Origin of the sequence: Enterobacter sp. ZOR0014 (assembly GCF_000798855.1) — a bacterium.
Classification (GTDB): domain Bacteria; phylum Pseudomonadota; class Gammaproteobacteria; order Enterobacterales; family Enterobacteriaceae; genus Enterobacter; species Enterobacter kobei.
Genome location: NZ_JTLF01000280.1, coordinates 1 through 15887, shown reverse-complemented (window position 1 = coordinate 15887; position 15887 = coordinate 1). Strand labels below are relative to the sequence as shown.

Here is a 15887-nt window from a genome sequence, read left to right as displayed (position 1 = left end):
TATTACTCCTCCGACTTACTCAGCGCCGCCAACGAAGTCCAGGTTCTGGCCTTCTTTCAGGGTGACGTAAGCTTTTTTCCAGTCGCTACGACGACCGATACGCTGTCCGTGACGTTTAACTTTCCCTTTAACAACCAGGGTGTTAACGACTTCGACTTCGACTTCAAACAGTTTCTGCACAGCAGCTTTGATCTCTGCTTTGGTCGCGTCTTTAGCAACTTTGAGAACGATGGTGTTTGTTTTTTCCATCGCAGTAGACGCTTTTTCAGAAACGTGCGGTGCGCGAAGCACCTTCAGCAGACGTTCTTCACGAATCATGCCAGCATCTCCTCAACTTGCTTAACAGCATCAGCAGTCATTACGACTTTGTCGAAGGCGATCAGGCTAACCGGGTCGATACCAGTCGCATCGCGTACGTCAACCTTGTGCAGGTTACGTGCGGCCAGGAACAGGTTCTCGTCCAGCTCACCGGTGATGATCAGCACATCTTCCAGAGCCATGTCTTTCAGTTTCTGAGCCAGCAGCTTAGTTTTAGGCGCTTCTACAGAGAACTTCTCGACAACGATCAGACGATCCTGACGTACCAGTTCGGACAGGATGCTTTTCAGCGCGCCGCGGTACATCTTTTTGTTAACTTTTTGACTGTGGTCCTGTGGACGCGCAGCGAAGGTCACGCCACCTGAACGCCAGATCGGGCTCTTGATAGAACCTGAACGCGCACGGCCGGTACCTTTCTGGCGCCATGGCTTTTTGCCAGAACCAGTTACTTCAGCACGAGTCTTCTGAGCACGAGTACCCTGACGAGCACCAGCTGCATAAGCAACAACAACCTGGTGAACCAGCGCTTCGTTGAAATCACGACCGAAGGTAGTTTCGGAAACAGTCAGCGCGCTCTGCGCGTCTTTCAATACTAATTCCATTGCTATCCCCTTACGCCTTCACAGCTGGTTTAACGATCAGGTCGCTACCGGTTGCACCCGGGACCGCACCTTTAACCAGCAGCAGGTTGCGCTCAGCGTCAACACGTACTACGTCCAGGCTCTGAACGGTTACACGTTCGTTACCCAGCTGACCTGCCATTTTCTTGCCTTTGAACACTTTGCCCGGAGTCTGGTTCTGACCGATAGAACCCGGAACGCGGTGAGACAAGGAGTTACCGTGGGTAGCGTCCTGGGTACGGAAGTTCCAGCGCTTAACGGTACCAGCAAAACCTTTACCTTTAGAGGTACCGGTTACGTCAACTTTTTTAACGTCAGCAAACAGCTCAACGCTAATGTCCTGACCTACGGTGAACTCTTCGCCTTCAGCAAGACGGAATTCCCACAGACCACGGCCAGCTTCTACGCCAGCTTTAGCGAAGTGACCCGCTTCTGGTTTGGTTACACGGTTAGCTTTTTTAGCACCAGTGGTAACCTGAATAGCGCGGTAGCCATCGTTAGCCAGATCTTTAACCTGAGTAACGCGGTTTGCTTCAACTTCGATTACGGTTACTGGGATAGAAACGCCATCTTCAGTGAAGATGCGGGTCATACCCACTTTTTTACCGACTAAACCAATCATTGTTTCAACCTCTCAATCGCTCGATGACCTGATTAACCCAGGCTGATCTGCACGTCTACACCGGCAGCCAGATCCAGACGCATCAGAGCATCAACGGTTTTCTCAGTTGGCTCAACGATGTCAACCAGACGCTTGTGAGTGCGGATTTCGTACTGATCACGCGCGTCTTTGTTAACGTGCGGAGAGATCAGAACGGTAAAGCGCTCTTTGCGGGTCGGCAGCGGGATCGGACCACGGACTTGCGCACCAGTGCGCTTAGCAGTCTCGACGATTTCCGCGGTTGATTGATCGATCAGACGATGATCAAACGCTTTAAGGCGGATACGGATTCTTTGGTTCTGCATGAGACCAGAGCTCCAATTATTTTATAAACGAAAATGATTACTCCTCAAACCCATTACGATTGATGGGAGAGTGTAACCGTTCTTACGTAGCTCCCCAATTGGGAGCATTGTTGAGTAACAAAATGCGCTACCCAGGTTCATATCGAACCAGCCGTCAATTACGACAAGCCCGCGCATTATACGTATTTACAGGCTTAATGCAAGTCGACTGTGTCGATAATAACCAACCTTTTGCAAGACACGTACACTACTGGTCAATATCTGCTATCGCCTGCTTAACACGCGCTTCAAGATCGCCCTTTTCTCCGGCAGCAACCGGATGCTCAGCGTCGCTTTCCTCCGACACACTAACATCCGTCTCTTCCACCGGCACCGGCAAGGGACGCTTCTTATAGATATAGTGCTCCTCAGAAAGCCGATAATGCTGAGGCTCTGGTGATGAAGACGCGTGCAGAGCAATCCCGCGGTACAGGTAATACCCGACGACCGCGCAACCCACACTATATAAAAGCCAGGACAATGCGATGCATATCCCCGCCCAAAGCGGGCGCGGCATATCTGGCCGGACAAAGCGTACTTTGGGCTGCAAAGAGGTTTCCGTTTGCTCGCTCATATCGTCCCTCTTTCCTGAATCAACGTTGGACTTTCACCCAGGGATTGCCATAGCCTGATAAGTGACAACTGTCCCATCACACCATCGACTTTAATCTTATTTTGCGCCTGAAACTGGCGGACCTTCTCAGTTAGCAGCGAACTCCATTCTCCCGTCCCTTCCGCCTCGACATTCAGCACGCGGCTCAGCATCGTATCAAGCCAGACAATGTCATCGGTGCTACTCTTCTTTGTTATGCTTGCGTTGCCGTCGGGCGATGGCTTCCACATTCGCGTCACATTCCCTGTCCAGACATGGCTGAACCATGCCTTATCAAGGATCCATGTTTGATTTCCTGACAGCACGGTAAGCGTGTTCTCTCCTCCCCCGATCACGACGACAGGGAAACTGGCGCTATCAACTTCCAGGGTGGCGACCCAGGGAAGTCCGTCAGACAACAGTGTTTCAAGCGTTTCGGTGCCGGAAAGGCAGGCCATCCCGCCCCGGTATGCCTGATCGCACCAGGCTTCTCCTTTGTCTACCTCATACCCCCAGACGCTAAAAAGTAAACTGAGCGATTCATTGGTAGACATCGTCTCTGCCATCAGTCGCGCATGAGTTGAGACAGGTCTTGAGAATTCTACAGGAAGCAACGTTGTGAGCGGTGGCAGCCACTGGGAAAGAGGCCTGGCGAAGTATGCGCCTCCTCCACCACATAACACCGTTAACACCAACAGCAGCAACCAGGTTACGCCCTGACGGCCCGGTGCGGGCAGGTAACGCAACGCCTCACGCTGAAGAGAAGCGTCAATAATAGAGGCGGGGTGTTCCTCCCCCTCCATCTTATTACGACGAATAACCCCTCCCAGTCGCGCGGCAAGATGAAGATTGCCATCGCAACGTCTCATGCATCGTCTGATAAATTGTTCCGGAAGAGTGTTGGTTGTCTCAGGGCCAATGCCTGCATGAGAGGAGATCACCTTGCGGTAATCTTTACTGTCCGGCGCGGGTATCTCAAACCATACCGGCTGTAATACCCGTAACTCGCGCTGCTGACGACGGTTGAATATCCCTGTAAGTAGCAATCGGGCTTGCGGCATCATGGTCATAAACGCCAGAATCGTTGAAACAAGCCCCCTGGAGATTCGGTGTCCATCTTCCAGGACAAACAGCGGCATACTGCCATGTGTCACGGTCCCCGCGCTGTACAGTTCCTCCCAGAGCTTCTCAACAGGGAATATTTTTCCCGCCAGACTGTTATCCGTCTGCGAATCCGCAATAATTACCCACTCCCACAGGTAACCTTTTCGGTTCAAAGGGCTGATGGTGAGCGCGCGATAAGGCCACGCGCTAATCACCCCTTGCGCAAGCACACTTTTTCCTGACCCTTTACCGCCCTGTAATATTAGCCATTGTTCCTGAATTAACGTGGAAAACATGCTGTCCCGAATCAGACAATGCCGCGTAGTATAAAAAGTATTTAGCTCATCCATGAATAGCCGCATTACCTCGAAAATTATTCTATTCCTAAAACAGGGATATATATTGCATATGACTTGCTGCGTGCCAATGACTGATTATATTATGACGGACTTAAACAAGAAACACGTTCACTCTTAGTCATTCTTAAAAGCGATTTCATGGCAACCATCTCTCCCTTAGTGAAAAATGCGTTATCGTATCGCACCCTGAGCCTTATGATTATATTGACTAGCGCTATGGGTATCTTTATCTTCATTTACTCAGCATATATACAGTGGGGTAATAACAAAGCGTCGCTGATTAATGAGGATATCATCACGCCATTGAATAATTTTAATGAAAAATATAAATGGAATTTATCATCGTCAGTCAATAATCGCATTGACGCGCCCCCATTAGTGAGTGGCAACGTAGATACTCTGTCCCATATCCATTTAAGCGGTATTATTCATAGTTCGGATAAATTATCGTCCCGGGCCATTCTGCAGGAAGGGGGGGAACAGAATGTCTATTCTATTGATGATGTGCTTAAATCATCCAACAGCACGCGCATCATTGATATCACTAAGAACCAGGTGTTTTTCTCCTCAGGCGGAAACACCGCGCAGCTTACGCTGCTTACCGAACTGACGCCACCTGCCGCAACGCCAGAAAAAGTGAACGAGCAGCCGGCACCAACAGATGTCACATTGTCAGATTTTATTGAAGCGATTCCTGTCGTTGATAAAAATGTCTTGCGAGGATTGCGCCTTTTACCTCGCGGTAATACAGAATTATTTTCACGGACAGCCATTGCACCTGGTGACATTGCTATTCAGCTTAACAATATGTCTTTAACGCAACAGGCGAATATAACCCAGGCGCAGGAGGCACTTAGACATCTGCAGACGGCTCAGATTACCCTCTTGCGAAATGCATCACCAAAACTAATTAATGTTGCCGTTCAACAATTCCAGGACGGTCAGGATAAATAAATGGATGGAACCTCCGCAAGCCAGCGACTGAAAGCGCTTTCGCTGTTTTTTTTGCTCATCGCCACCGCTAAGCCCGGATATTCAGCTGATTACACGGCGAATTTTAACGGTGCGGACATTCAAACGTTTGTCAACATCGTGGGACAAAACATGGGGAAAACGATTCTGATTGATCCCGATGTTAAAGCATCCATTTCCGTCAGAAGCGTAGGTACCTTTAATAAAGAGGAATACTATCAATTTTTCCTCAGCGTGCTCGACCTTTATGGCTTTTCACTTATTACTCTTGATAATGGCCTGCTGAAAGTCGTGCGTTCAGAAACCGTGAAAAATCTTCCAGGAAAGCTTACCAGTAACACGCAGCCCGGCAAGGGTGATGAACTGGTGACACGTATTGTTTCTCTGGAAAATGTTCCAGCACGATCGCTGTCTCCTCTGCTTCGTCAAATGCTCGATGGCGGTAATGTCGGTAACGTCTCGCATTATGAGCCCTCTAATGCGCTGGTCATTACCGGCAAAGCATCAACCGTCAATCGCATGCTGGAAGTCATTAAACGTGTCGATGTCATGGGTGACGAGCAAGAGCAAATTATCCCGCTGAAATATGCTTCCGCTGTCGATCTTGCCGATGTCCTTAACACGCTGTCGCGTGAGAACGCAAAAGAGGCACAACCTGCGACACTCCAGACGCACATCGTTGCCGATAAAAGAAGCAATGCGCTGATTATCAGAGGCTCAGAACGCGCCCGCGCAAGAATTACTGAGTTGGTAAAACGTCTTGATACCCAGGAGCAAGGGCAAGGAAACACGCGGGTATGGTACCTGAAATATGCCAAAGCGGATAAGCTTGTTGACGTTTTAACCGGTGTCACGCAAAAACTGAAAGATGGCAAAAGTGGCACAACCAATACGGCAACCAGCAGCAGCCGCGATATCTCTATTACTGCAGATGAACAAACCAACTCACTGGTTGTGACCGCCGATCAGGGTATTCTTCAGCAACTCGATGAGGTTATCGCTAAGCTGGATATTCGTCGTGCACAGGTTCTGGTGGAAGCGATTATCGTTGAAGTTCAGGACGGTAAAGGTCTGAACCTGGGTGTGCAGTGGGCTGAGAAAAACGTTGGTGGACAACAGTTTACCAAAACTGGCCTGCCAATCTTTAACGCGGCACAGGGCGTGGGTGAATTCAAAGCAAACGGAGGAATCACCAGCGATAACCCAGCTTACAACCTCTTCAGTAATTATAACGGCCTTGCGGCAGGTTTTTTCAACGGCGACTGGGGGGTGCTCCTCACAGCACTCAATACCGACAACAAAAACGACATCCTGTCTACGCCCAGCATCGTTACGCTTGATAATAAAGAAGCAGCCTTCAACGTCGGGCAGGATGTGCCCGTACTTTCCGGTTCCCAGACGACCTCCGGCGATAATATTTACAATACCGTCGAGCGTAAGACGGTGGGGACCAAGTTAAAAGTCACCCCGCAGATTAACGAGGGTGATTCTGTTCTGATGGAGATCGAGCAAGAGGTTTCCAGCGTCGACACATCGACAAGCTCTTCCTCGCTCGGCCCAACCTTCAACACCCGAACAATACAGAATGCCGTCCTGGTGAAAAGTGGCGAAACCGTTGTGCTTGGCGGTTTGATGGATGACGCCAGTAAGCAAGAAGTTTCAAAAGTTCCCCTGCTGGGCGATATCCCTTTGGTGGGACAGCTTTTCCGCTACACATCCAATGAGAAAAGCAAACGTAACCTGATGGTCTTTATCCGCCCGACCATTATCAGAGACGATGAGGTCTATCGTTCACTCTCACGTGAGAAATACACCAATTTCAAAGATCTGCAAAAAGAGAGACGTGAAAAGCAAATTGAAACACTGATTAACGTCGATAACATCAAAGAGCTTGAAGATCGGGCTTTTAATAATGCAACGGCGACACCGGACGCTAAAAATCCGTTCAGGGAAGGTCGAACGGAATGAGTCAGCACGCATGGAAAAAAGCGCAGCGCTATGGCATTGCCTTACAAGGAGAGACTCTCTTCTACTCGACAGATGCCACACTTGAGCATCTGCTCGAGTTCGCATCCGTTGCGCCAGAGTGCACCTGTTTTACCCGGCTCCCCCCGCAGCAGTTTGCCGAAAAGCTGGAGCTTATTTACCAACAGAACAGCGGGTCAGCCCAGTTAATTGCCGAAGATATTAATAATTCGGACGATCTCAGTACGCTATCTGAAGAGATCCCAACGAATGAAGATCTGCTGAACGAGCAGTCGGACGCGCCGGTGATCAGGCTTATTAATGCCGTGCTCAGCGAAGCAATTAAAGAACACGCCTCAGATATTCATATTGAAGTGTTTGAAAAAGCGATGAGTATCCGCTTCCGGGTTGATGGCATCTTGCGCCCGGTGGTTAATCCGAATAAAAAACTGGCGGCCTTACTCATCTCACGTATCAAAATCATGGCCAAACTGGATATTGCCGAAAAAAGGCTGCCGCAGGATGGACGCATTACCTTAAAAATTGGTCAGCGAAATGTGGATGTCCGTGTGTCGACGCTCCCGTCGCAGCATGGCGAACGTGTTGTTCTGCGTCTGTTGGATAAAAGTAGTCTGCGCTTATCCATCGATAAACTGGATATGTCAGCGGCAGACACACACAGTCTGAAGAATCTGCTTGCCCTTCCCCACGGTATTATTCTGGTCACGGGGCCAACGGGCTCCGGGAAAAGCACCACGCTCTACGCCATTCTCTCCGCGCTAAATAGCCCAGAACGCAATGTGCTTACGGTAGAGGACCCAATTGAATACGAACTGGAAGGTATCGGACAAACCCAGGTTAATAGCCGCGTAGATATGTCATTTTCCCGCGGACTACGCGCTATTTTACGTCAGGATCCTGATGTCGTCATGGTAGGAGAAATTCGCGATAACGAAACCGCTCAAATTGCGGTTCAGGCTTCTTTGACCGGGCATCTGGTGCTTTCCACTCTCCATACCAATAGCGCGTGCGGTGCCGTAACGCGATTACGGGATATGGGCGTTGAGCCGTTCCTTCTCTCGTCCTCGCTCGTTGGGGTGATTGCCCAACGTCTGGTCAGACGGCTATGCCCCCACTGTAAAACGGCTCACGCCGTGCGGCCTCAGGAGCAACAGCTTCTGCAAGCCCATGGGATTAATGCATCTCATCTCTGGCAAGCAAAGGGTTGCACCGCTTGCAGACAAAGCGGCTATCAGGGGCGCATGGCTATCCATGAACTGCTGCTCGCCACGCCAGAACTGCGTGACGCTATTCACAATGAGCGCCATGAAAGGCAGCTGGAAGAGATCCAGCGTCGTCATCACCTCAGCTTGCTGGCAAACGGTCTTCGCGTAGCGGCAGAAGGGATGACCTCACTTGAAGAAATTCTGCGGGTGACTTCTGAAGGTCAGACTCCAGCGGATGGGCGCCAATGAAATTTCACTGGACGGCGACGGACGCGCGGGGAAACCGCCATACGGGGCTGAGTGAGGCCGCGAGTGAAAGAGAGATGGTCGCGCAGTTGCGTAGCCAGGGGTTATTACCGCAAACGCTAAAACGGCAGCGGCCCAAGGTTGCCCTCAGGGCTTTTTCGACACGAATCAGCCACAGCGAATTAACGCTTTTTACGCGTCAGCTGGCGACGCTGATCGCCGCGGCGCTGCCGCTGGATGAAGCGCTCGCCGTTGTCCAACAGCAAAAAGAAAATAAAAAACTGGCCGACGTCATCACTTCTCTGCACCTCGCCGTTCTGGAAGGGCAGCCCCTCTCGGTGGCCATGCAAGCCCACCCTCGTCTGTTTGATACGGTCTTTTGCACCCTGGTAAAAGCGGGAGAGACGGTCGGCCAGCTGGGCGCCGTTCTTGAAAGGCTGGCCGAATATAATGAAGCACGCCAGCAAATGCGCAGCAAACTCACACAGGCGTTGGTCTATCCTGCTCTACTCACCACGGTCGCCATTCTGGTGGTTATCATTTTGCTTACCACGGTGGTACCGAAGGTCGCCACGCAGTTCACTCATCTTAAGCACGAGCTACCGCTTTCCACCCGTACGTTACTGGCGATGAGTCACTTTCTGTCGACATATGGCCCCTGGATCGCACTGACGCTTATCTGTGGAGGAGCGCTGTTCTCTTTCTGGCTGAAGCGTGGAGAAAACCGACATCGCTTTCATCGCTGGCTCATCGCGTTTCGCATGACCTCCCCGCTGGTCTGCGCGATCAATAGCGCCCGTTATCTGCGCGCCCTGAGTATTCTCAATCTCAGCGGTATTCCACTCCTGGAAGGGATGTCGCTCTCAGCAGAAGGTGTGGGCAACCGTGAAATTGGACAGCGGCTCAGCGACGCAGCAGAAAGTGTGCGCCAGGGAAATAGCATCAGCCAGTCCCTGAAGCAGACGCAAATATTTCCCCCCATGATGATTTACATGATTGCTTCCGGAGAAAAAAGCGGTCAGCTCGGGGAACTCATGCAACGTGCGACAAATAACCAGGAGGTGCAGCTGCAAAACCGCATTTCGCTGACCCTGGCAATTTTTGAACCGGCGCTGATTGTTGTCATGGCAGCGATCGTTTTGTTTATCGTTGTCTCGATCATGCAGCCCATCTTACAACTCAACTCATTGATGAATTAAGGAAAAATCATGGAAGCGCAGAAGAAGGAAAGGCAGCGTGGTTTCACGCTTATGGAATTGATGGTCGTCATCGTGATTATGGGGGTTCTGGCCAGCCTGGTGGTGCCTAACTTAATGGGCAATAAGGATCGGGCAGACCGGCAAAAAGCCGCCAGCGATATTATTGCTCTCGAAAATGCGCTGGATATGTACAAGCTGGATAATCATCGTTATCCCACTACAGAACAGGGCCTGGAGGCGCTTATTACCGCCCCAGGGCAAGCTCCCCGCGCTGAAAACTACAACCCGGACGGTTATATCCGCCGTCTGCCCGCCGATCCGTGGGGGAATGACTACATCCTGATTAGCCCGGGTGAGCATGGCGCGATCGATATCATGTCCACAGGTCCTGATGCTGAAACCGGCACCGAGGATGATATCCACAACTGGGATAACGATAAAAAGTCACGCTAAAAATGGCCCATCAGAAAGGATCACACTGCTGGAGGTGATGCTGGTTATGGTCATCATCGCCCTGGCGGCAGCCGGCGTTGTCGCTATGCAAAGTGACAGGCTGAGCGCTACCGGAAAGCTACTGCGGCAGATCGATGTCCTCAGACAGACAGCAAAATACATGTCAGACGTGGCGCAACTGGAAAAACATACTGTCGGCCTTCAGCTCACTACTGACGGCTGGCTTTTCTATGCACCGAAAAAGGATCGCACCGGTGAATGGCAGTGGCAGGAAATAGCAAACAATGACAATTTGCCGTTACGCGGCGATTGGGACGCACCGACCAGGCCTGACGTGACACCCTCGTCGGAGGAGGCCAAACCGCAAATCGTCATCCTGCCCGATGGACAAGTCACTCCCTTTTCAGTGGTTTTCAACGCTGAAGATGGCGAAAAAATCGCCATCCTGCAATCACACGGCGCGCTGCCGCTTGAGGTCATTCGCTTTAAGGAACCGCAATGAAACAACAAAGCGGAATGCTGCTGCTTGAAGTCTTGCTGGCGATGGCTATTTTTGCGACCGCCATTATTGCACTTCTCAACAGTATGCAATGGCAGCTTTCAGCGCTGGAAACGTTAAAACAGGAAACGCTAGCGCTTTGGGTTGCAGACAACGTACTCGTGACCTCGACTTACGGACAACTCGCCGCCAAAGAGGGAGCCTCTTCTCAATTAAATGAGACCTTCTCCTGGCAACTGGTTGAAGGGAAACAAAGTTCGTCTCCTTTGCTTCAGAAAGAGGCCAGAGTGATAACGTCTGATGGCCGAACCCTCAGCCTGTTTTCCTGGTCTTCAGATAGTAAGAAAACGGAGGCGAAGCATGAGTAAAGTCCCCAACGGCTTTACGCTTCTGGAAGTGATGCTGGCGATCGTCATTTTCTCAACGCTCAGCTTTCTGGCCTCTCAGGTGTTCTCCCAGGCAACCGAACAGTACCAGCGAGCCAAGAAGACTGGCGATGATTTTGAGGCCATCCAGCACACCGTGCTCATGCTTGAAAATGATTTAATGCAGTATGTCCCGCGGAAAAACCGGCAAACACCGCTCCCCTTCTTGTGTGAAAAAGAGAGCGTAATTTTCACAACACAAACCCGGGATCCCGCAATGCCTTTTGGGGCAACGTTCGTTTTAACGACCGTCCACTGGTATATCGAAAACGACACATTATTCCGTGCAGTACGCTACTCATCCGACAGTGAAAAGGACGTGGCACCACAGCCACTGCTGGATCATGTCTCCCATTTTTCTGCAACAATGACGCCAGCGGATGAAAAGAGCGTGTCAACGACAGCCACGATAACGCTGGAGCGTGACGGTAAAGCGGAAATAACCCGACACGTTGTCCTGCCCGGCTGGTTTCCGGAAAAAAAAGCCGCCAGCCAACCTGCAGGAGCGACGCAATGAACACGCAAAAAGGTTCTGCATTGCTGATCGTTTTAATGATTCTGGCGCTGATGGCTGCGCTGGCAGCAGAGATGACGATAAGTTTTCAGGTTCAGCTCCAGCGCACCCGGCGCATCAATGATAGCCTGCAGGGGAAATACGCTCTGCTCTACGCTGAAGCACAATCTATGGCACGTTTTCAGGAGAAGCCTCGAGACGTACTCACCCACTCGGAGAGTCCTGGCGACGACACCGACGTCAGCTGGCAGATAAACGATCTGCACCATTGCTACAACCTGAACGCACTGAAGAATACGCCGGAAGAACCACTGGCGACGCCACCGTATGAAATCAGCGTGTTTTATGCCCTACTGGAGAAGCTCGCCGTTGAAAAATACCGGGCAGAAGAGATCGCACAATCCATCGCAGACTACATCGATGATAACGACTCAACGCGCGTTAAAGGTGCAGAAGACGAATACTATCAGCATAGCCAGCCAGGCTACCTGACCGCCGGTCAGGTGCTCTTTTTACCCACAGAAGTGCGCAAAATTAAAGGGATGACTGACGCGCTTTATCAAAAACTCGCCCCTTTTATCTGCACCCGATTCAGCAGTGACCTCGCCATTAATATCAATACCCTTACTGAGCAGCAAGCGCCGCTTCTGGCAGCCCTCTTCCTCAACAATATCAGCTTGTCAGATGCAAAAATGCTCCTGAAAAAACGTCCTGTAAATGGCTGGGAAAAGGTAGAGGATTTTCTTTACCAGGCCCAACAGGATTTCAGCGCAGCAAAACCGCTGGTGGATTCGCTTAAAAAACAGATTACAACCAGCAGCAGTTATTTTTTGACCACATCCACGGTTCATGAGGGTGACCTTACCTTTGGTATGCGCACATTTTTCATTTATGACGAAAAAACTAAAACACTCAAACTCTATTTACGCCAGCTTACGGATGGCAGTAGCGAACAATAAAGCAGTTAACGTCCCTGCGACGAAACTGCTTATCCGCCTTTCTGGATCGACGCCGAATGCCCTTGAATGGGTGGAATATGATGGATGTGGCTACAGCCAGGTTCAGAGTCTGACAACAGAACAGTTGCCGGAGATTGCCGCACGCCCGGCATCAGGATGCACTCATCTCGTTATTCCGGCCCAAAAGGCAACGAGCAGAATAATCGTCATCCCAGACGAAAATTACGAACTGACCGATCAAAAACTTCAGTGGCTTGCGGATGAAACACTGGACGAAGGCATGCCCTCGCTGCACTGGACGCTACTCTCTCGGGAGGGAACGCGAGTTTCCGTCATTGGCGTTGACGCCGACTGGCTTATGTCCCAGCTTCGTCTCTTTGCCGGGGCTGGTTTTAACGTCACGCATGCGACGATTGACGCCCTTCGCTTGCCAGCCTGTGAAAGCGGCTGGACGGTATTATCAGACAGCTGTGGATGGTTGCTCAGAACGCATGAGAACAGTGTTGCCCATCTGACAGCCTCCTGGCTGGCACAGCTGCTAGCGCATTATCCCCCGCAAGAGGTTGTCAGCTACGGTCCACTGCCAGCTGGCCTTTCCGCGAAGGAAACGCGTCCCGCATGCCATAGTTTGATACTCCATCCACAGGAACCACCCGCTAACCTTTTGCACGGGAAAATGCGCCCGCCTGCCCCGCGCTCTTTCTGGACCACCAATATCAAACGCATAGCGCTTTGCAGTCTTCTCCTGTTAGCCGGGAGTGCGTGTCTGGCTCAGGCTGTCGTGTATTTGCAACTTCGGGAGTATGAAAAACAGCTGAGCCACACTCTGACGCAGCAATGGCAACGTTATATTCCAGAAAACAGGCATACCCGTAATCTGCGTACCTATTTACCCAGGCAGCTACAGCAACGATCGCCTGCCCCCTATTTGCTCTTACGACAGCTTCAGGCTCATCTGTCCGCTTTCCCGGAACTGGCGCTGGAAGGGGTGAGTTATAACCCGGCACGTAATGATTTACGTCTTTTTATTTCTACCCGCGATGAGCAACAGATCCAGGCGTTTTTAAATCAAAAACTGGCTGGCTACTCACTCAAAGTCGATAAACATGAACAGGGATTATGGACGATTCGAAATGATTAAACGCGCTCAGGAATGGTTCCACCAAAAAGATCCGCGTGAACAGCGGCTGCTACTCGCACTGCTTGTCTGCGGTGTCAGCATTCTTTTCTGGTTTGGGCTCTACCAGCCCCTGAAGCAGGCTACGGACACCATGCAATCCCGCTATGCTAAGGTGCAACGCGATCTGCACTGGTTGCAGAAACAGGTTTCGGCTGCAGCTCTTCTTCCGGAAAAGAGACCATCAGGCTCCCTGGAGAATCAGGTTAAAAGCAGTTTGCACATGCTGGGCACTGCCGCAAAACTCCAGCGCACCGATAGCGGAGAACTGACTGTATCGGCCGACGCTCTCAGGATGGACGCTTTTATGAACTGGCTGGCGGTGCTACAGGGAGACTACGGTCTGCGGATTGCGGAACTTGAATTCCACGCTAGTGAACAGGGTACGGACACTATAATCCTGACGCGCCTGACGCTCGGAGTGAAATAAAATGGATAGCTCACTGGTTACTCTGTTTCTCATCATTGGCCTGCTGTCAGGAACCGCAATGGGTATACTCACCTGGCGTTTGCCTGCCGAGATTTTACGACCGTCTTCGACAGGCGAGGCGGGTTCAACGTCAGAGTTTACATTCTCTGGCTCCCGGTGCTGCCAGTGTCAAACCCCACTGTTCTGGTACGACACGGTTCCCCTGCTCGGCTGGATGCTTCTCAAAGGGAAATGTCGCCACTGCGGCCAGCCTGTTTCAACACGCTATCCCTTGCTGGAAGGGCTTTGTGCGATGATGGCCGTCATTTGCTATGCCCTCCATCCAGCATCAATGATAATGTCACTGGCGCTTTTTCTGTTCTTTTGGTTTGTACTCGCACTCAGCGTGATCGATCTGCAGCATTACCTTTTACCCGACAAGCTCACGCTACCGTTACTGTGGGTTGGCCTGTTGTTTAATGCCTTTTTTGGCCCTGTTTCCTCCCAGGACGCCATTGTGGGTGCCGCTGCCGGCTATTTAATTCTGTGGCTGCTCTACTGGCTGGTCCGCTTAATTTGTCACAAAGAAGGGATCGGTTACGGGGATTTCAAGATGCTTGCGGCAGTGGGCGCCTGGTGCGGCTGGCGAGAGGTACCCGTGATCCTTTACGTAGCGTCAATCGCAGGGATCTTTTACGGGCTTCTGCTGTGGGTAAAAAAAGGGCATTTCGGTGACCCGATACCTTTCGGTCCAGCACTGGCACTGAGCGGCTGGGGCTGTTTCTGCTGGGCAACGCTGTGAGGAGGCAGGAAGGAGGGTTTCCTTCCTGTATCAACTACTCTTTTTCTTCGCGGATTTGCGCCTGCAGATAGTTTTGAATACCCAGCTTATCGATCAAATCCAACTCAGTTTCCAGCCAGTCTATATGGCCTTCTTCATCGGCAAGGATCTCAATCATCATGTCACGGCTGACATAATCAAAAACGCTGTCGGCATAGGCAATGGCTTCACGGAGATCTTTGGCACCTTCAAGTTCCAGCCTGAGGTCGGAACGTAGCATCTCCTCGACATCTTCACCGATGCCCAGCTTGCCGAGATCCTGCAGGTTTGGAATACCTTCAAGGAATAAAATGCGCTCGATATATTTATCGGCGTGTTTCATCTCATCTATAGATTCATGGTACTCAACGTCGTTCAGACGTTTAAGTCCCCAGTTTTTGAACATTCTCGCGTGAAGAAAGTACTGGTTGATTGCGACAAGCTCATTTCCCAATAATTTATTGAGATAACTTATGATTTTAACATCACCTTTCATTATATAGTCCCTCCGCTTCCACTCATTGAAGCGTAGATCGGGCTACGGGGATGTCAAAAAAAAGATGGGCGCTTACGCGATCTCTTTGTATTCCGGGATCTGCATCAACTCGTCCTGCATGATTTCACGTGCAGCACGTACACATTTACCGCATTGATTTCCAACCGGAACAAATTTGCGAAGCTGCTGAAATGACTGAGGCTGAAACTGGCGAACGGCCTGACGTATTTTTTTGTCGCTTACACCATTACATAAACAAACGTACATAGAGACTCCCGTTCAAATTATGCGCAAAGTGTAAGTGAGAATGGTTATGATTACAATAGCACAAACGCCAGAATACGGGGCGGGTGCAGGCAAAAAATGCGAAAGTTTGTGACAACACTTGAGCAGCACAAAACAAAAAAGGACGCCGAAGCGTCCTTTTTTAATTCGGGGATAATTAATTAGCCCAGAACTTTAGCAACAACGCCCGCGCCAACAGTACGGCCACCTTCACGGATTGCGAAACGCAGACCGTCATCCATCG

The 15887-nt window shown here is 50.8% G+C and carries 21 protein-coding genes; 12 read left to right on the top strand and 9 right to left on the bottom strand.

Translation table 11 applies throughout. The features are described from left to right. Positions 1 to 15 precede the first annotated feature (15 nt). The 6 genes from rplW to L977_RS23275 form a co-directional block, all read right to left on the bottom strand. The gene (gene rplW / locus L977_RS14840; RefSeq protein WP_000617546.1) at positions 16 to 318 is read right to left on the bottom strand and encodes a 50S ribosomal protein L23; all 303 of its coding nucleotides are present in this window, start codon (positions 316 to 318) and stop codon (positions 16 to 18) included. Beyond that, a complete protein-coding gene (gene rplD, locus L977_RS14835) occupies positions 315 to 920 on the bottom strand; it encodes a 50S ribosomal protein L4 (RefSeq protein WP_000424395.1) in 606 nt (201 codons plus the stop codon). The genes rplW and rplD overlap by 4 nt, the downstream gene beginning before the upstream one ends. 10 nt (positions 921 to 930) lie before the next feature. Continuing rightward, positions 931 to 1560 carry a 50S ribosomal protein L3 gene (gene rplC, locus L977_RS14830; RefSeq protein ID WP_003863274.1) on the bottom strand — a complete coding sequence of 210 codons (630 nt, stop codon included), beginning with the start codon at positions 1558 to 1560 and terminating at the stop codon, positions 931 to 933. 32 nt (positions 1561 to 1592) lie between these two features. After that, positions 1593 to 1904, bottom strand: a complete 312-nt coding sequence (gene rpsJ / locus L977_RS14825) for a 30S ribosomal protein S10 (RefSeq protein WP_001181005.1) — start codon at positions 1902 to 1904, stop codon at positions 1593 to 1595. Positions 1905 to 2151: 247 nt separating this feature from the next. Then, positions 2152 to 2517, bottom strand: coding sequence for a hypothetical protein (locus L977_RS14820; RefSeq protein WP_047343787.1), 366 nt, complete (start codon positions 2515 to 2517; stop codon positions 2152 to 2154). Next, positions 2514 to 3935, bottom strand: a complete 1422-nt coding sequence (locus L977_RS23275; protein ID WP_197061805.1) for a peptidoglycan-binding domain-containing protein — start codon at positions 3933 to 3935, stop codon at positions 2514 to 2516. The genes L977_RS14820 and L977_RS23275 overlap by 4 nt, the downstream gene beginning before the upstream one ends. A 201-nt stretch (positions 3936 to 4136) precedes the next feature. Between L977_RS23275 and gspC the strand changes: the two genes are divergently transcribed. The 12 genes from gspC to L977_RS25160 are packed head-to-tail and all read left to right on the top strand — an operon-like array spanning position 4137 to position 14844. Beyond that, entirely contained in the window at positions 4137 to 4952 is an 816-nt protein-coding gene (gspC, locus tag L977_RS14810; RefSeq protein WP_081987744.1) for a type II secretion system protein GspC, read from the top strand. Continuing rightward, positions 4953 to 6938, top strand: coding sequence for a type II secretion system secretin GspD (gene gspD, locus L977_RS14805; RefSeq protein ID WP_047626066.1), 1986 nt, complete (start codon positions 4953 to 4955; stop codon positions 6936 to 6938). It begins immediately after the preceding gene. Beyond that, complete coding sequence (gene gspE / locus L977_RS14800) at positions 6935 to 8410, top strand: type II secretion system ATPase GspE (RefSeq protein WP_047626065.1); 1476 nt, start codon at positions 6935 to 6937, stop codon at positions 8408 to 8410. Before gspD ends, gspE begins: the two co-directional genes overlap by 4 nt. Further along, a complete protein-coding gene (gene gspF, locus L977_RS14795; RefSeq protein WP_047626064.1) occupies positions 8407 to 9606 on the top strand; it encodes a type II secretion system inner membrane protein GspF in 1200 nt (399 codons plus the stop codon). Before gspE ends, gspF begins: the two co-directional genes overlap by 4 nt. Before the next feature lie 9 nt (positions 9607 to 9615). Beyond that, positions 9616 to 10059 carry a type II secretion system major pseudopilin GspG gene (gene gspG, locus L977_RS14790; protein WP_047626063.1) on the top strand — a complete coding sequence of 148 codons (444 nt, stop codon included), beginning with the start codon at positions 9616 to 9618 and terminating at the stop codon, positions 10057 to 10059. Next, the gene (gene gspH / locus L977_RS14785) at positions 9965 to 10561 is read left to right on the top strand and encodes a type II secretion system minor pseudopilin GspH (protein ID WP_081987743.1); all 597 of its coding nucleotides are present in this window, start codon (positions 9965 to 9967) and stop codon (positions 10559 to 10561) included. The genes gspG and gspH overlap by 95 nt, the downstream gene beginning before the upstream one ends. Then, positions 10558 to 10926, top strand: a complete 369-nt coding sequence (gene gspI, locus L977_RS23270; RefSeq protein ID WP_052192640.1) for a type II secretion system minor pseudopilin GspI — start codon at positions 10558 to 10560, stop codon at positions 10924 to 10926. Before gspH ends, gspI begins: the two co-directional genes overlap by 4 nt. Beyond that, a complete protein-coding gene (locus L977_RS14775; RefSeq protein WP_052192639.1) occupies positions 10919 to 11500 on the top strand; it encodes a PulJ/GspJ family protein in 582 nt (193 codons plus the stop codon). The genes gspI and L977_RS14775 overlap by 8 nt, the downstream gene beginning before the upstream one ends. After that, positions 11497 to 12456, top strand: coding sequence for a type II secretion system minor pseudopilin GspK (gene gspK / locus L977_RS14770; protein WP_045135134.1), 960 nt, complete (start codon positions 11497 to 11499; stop codon positions 12454 to 12456). Before L977_RS14775 ends, gspK begins: the two co-directional genes overlap by 4 nt. Further along, on the top strand, positions 12389 to 13597 hold the full coding sequence (gene gspL / locus L977_RS14765; protein ID WP_197061804.1) for a type II secretion system protein GspL: 1209 nt from the start codon (positions 12389 to 12391) through the stop codon (positions 13595 to 13597). Before gspK ends, gspL begins: the two co-directional genes overlap by 68 nt. Then, a complete protein-coding gene (gene gspM / locus L977_RS14760; RefSeq protein WP_047626060.1) occupies positions 13590 to 14063 on the top strand; it encodes a type II secretion system protein GspM in 474 nt (157 codons plus the stop codon). Before gspL ends, gspM begins: the two co-directional genes overlap by 8 nt. Position 14064: 1 nt before the next feature. After that, positions 14065 to 14844, top strand: a complete 780-nt coding sequence (locus tag L977_RS25160; protein ID WP_048339401.1) for a prepilin peptidase — start codon at positions 14065 to 14067, stop codon at positions 14842 to 14844. Between the two features lie 34 nt (positions 14845 to 14878). Here the strand turns inward: L977_RS25160 and bfr are convergent, their stop codons facing one another. From bfr to L977_RS23910, 3 genes are all read right to left on the bottom strand, one after another. Then, positions 14879 to 15358, bottom strand: a complete 480-nt coding sequence (gene bfr, locus L977_RS14750; RefSeq protein ID WP_014885483.1) for a bacterioferritin — start codon at positions 15356 to 15358, stop codon at positions 14879 to 14881. A 72-nt stretch (positions 15359 to 15430) separates the two neighbouring features. Beyond that, positions 15431 to 15625, bottom strand: a complete 195-nt coding sequence (bfd, locus tag L977_RS14745) for a bacterioferritin-associated ferredoxin (RefSeq protein WP_008503493.1) — start codon at positions 15623 to 15625, stop codon at positions 15431 to 15433. Positions 15626 to 15804: 179 nt separating this feature from the next. After that, on the bottom strand, positions 15805 to 15887 hold an 83-nt coding region (locus L977_RS23910), incomplete at its 5' end, for a hypothetical protein (RefSeq protein WP_000340867.1).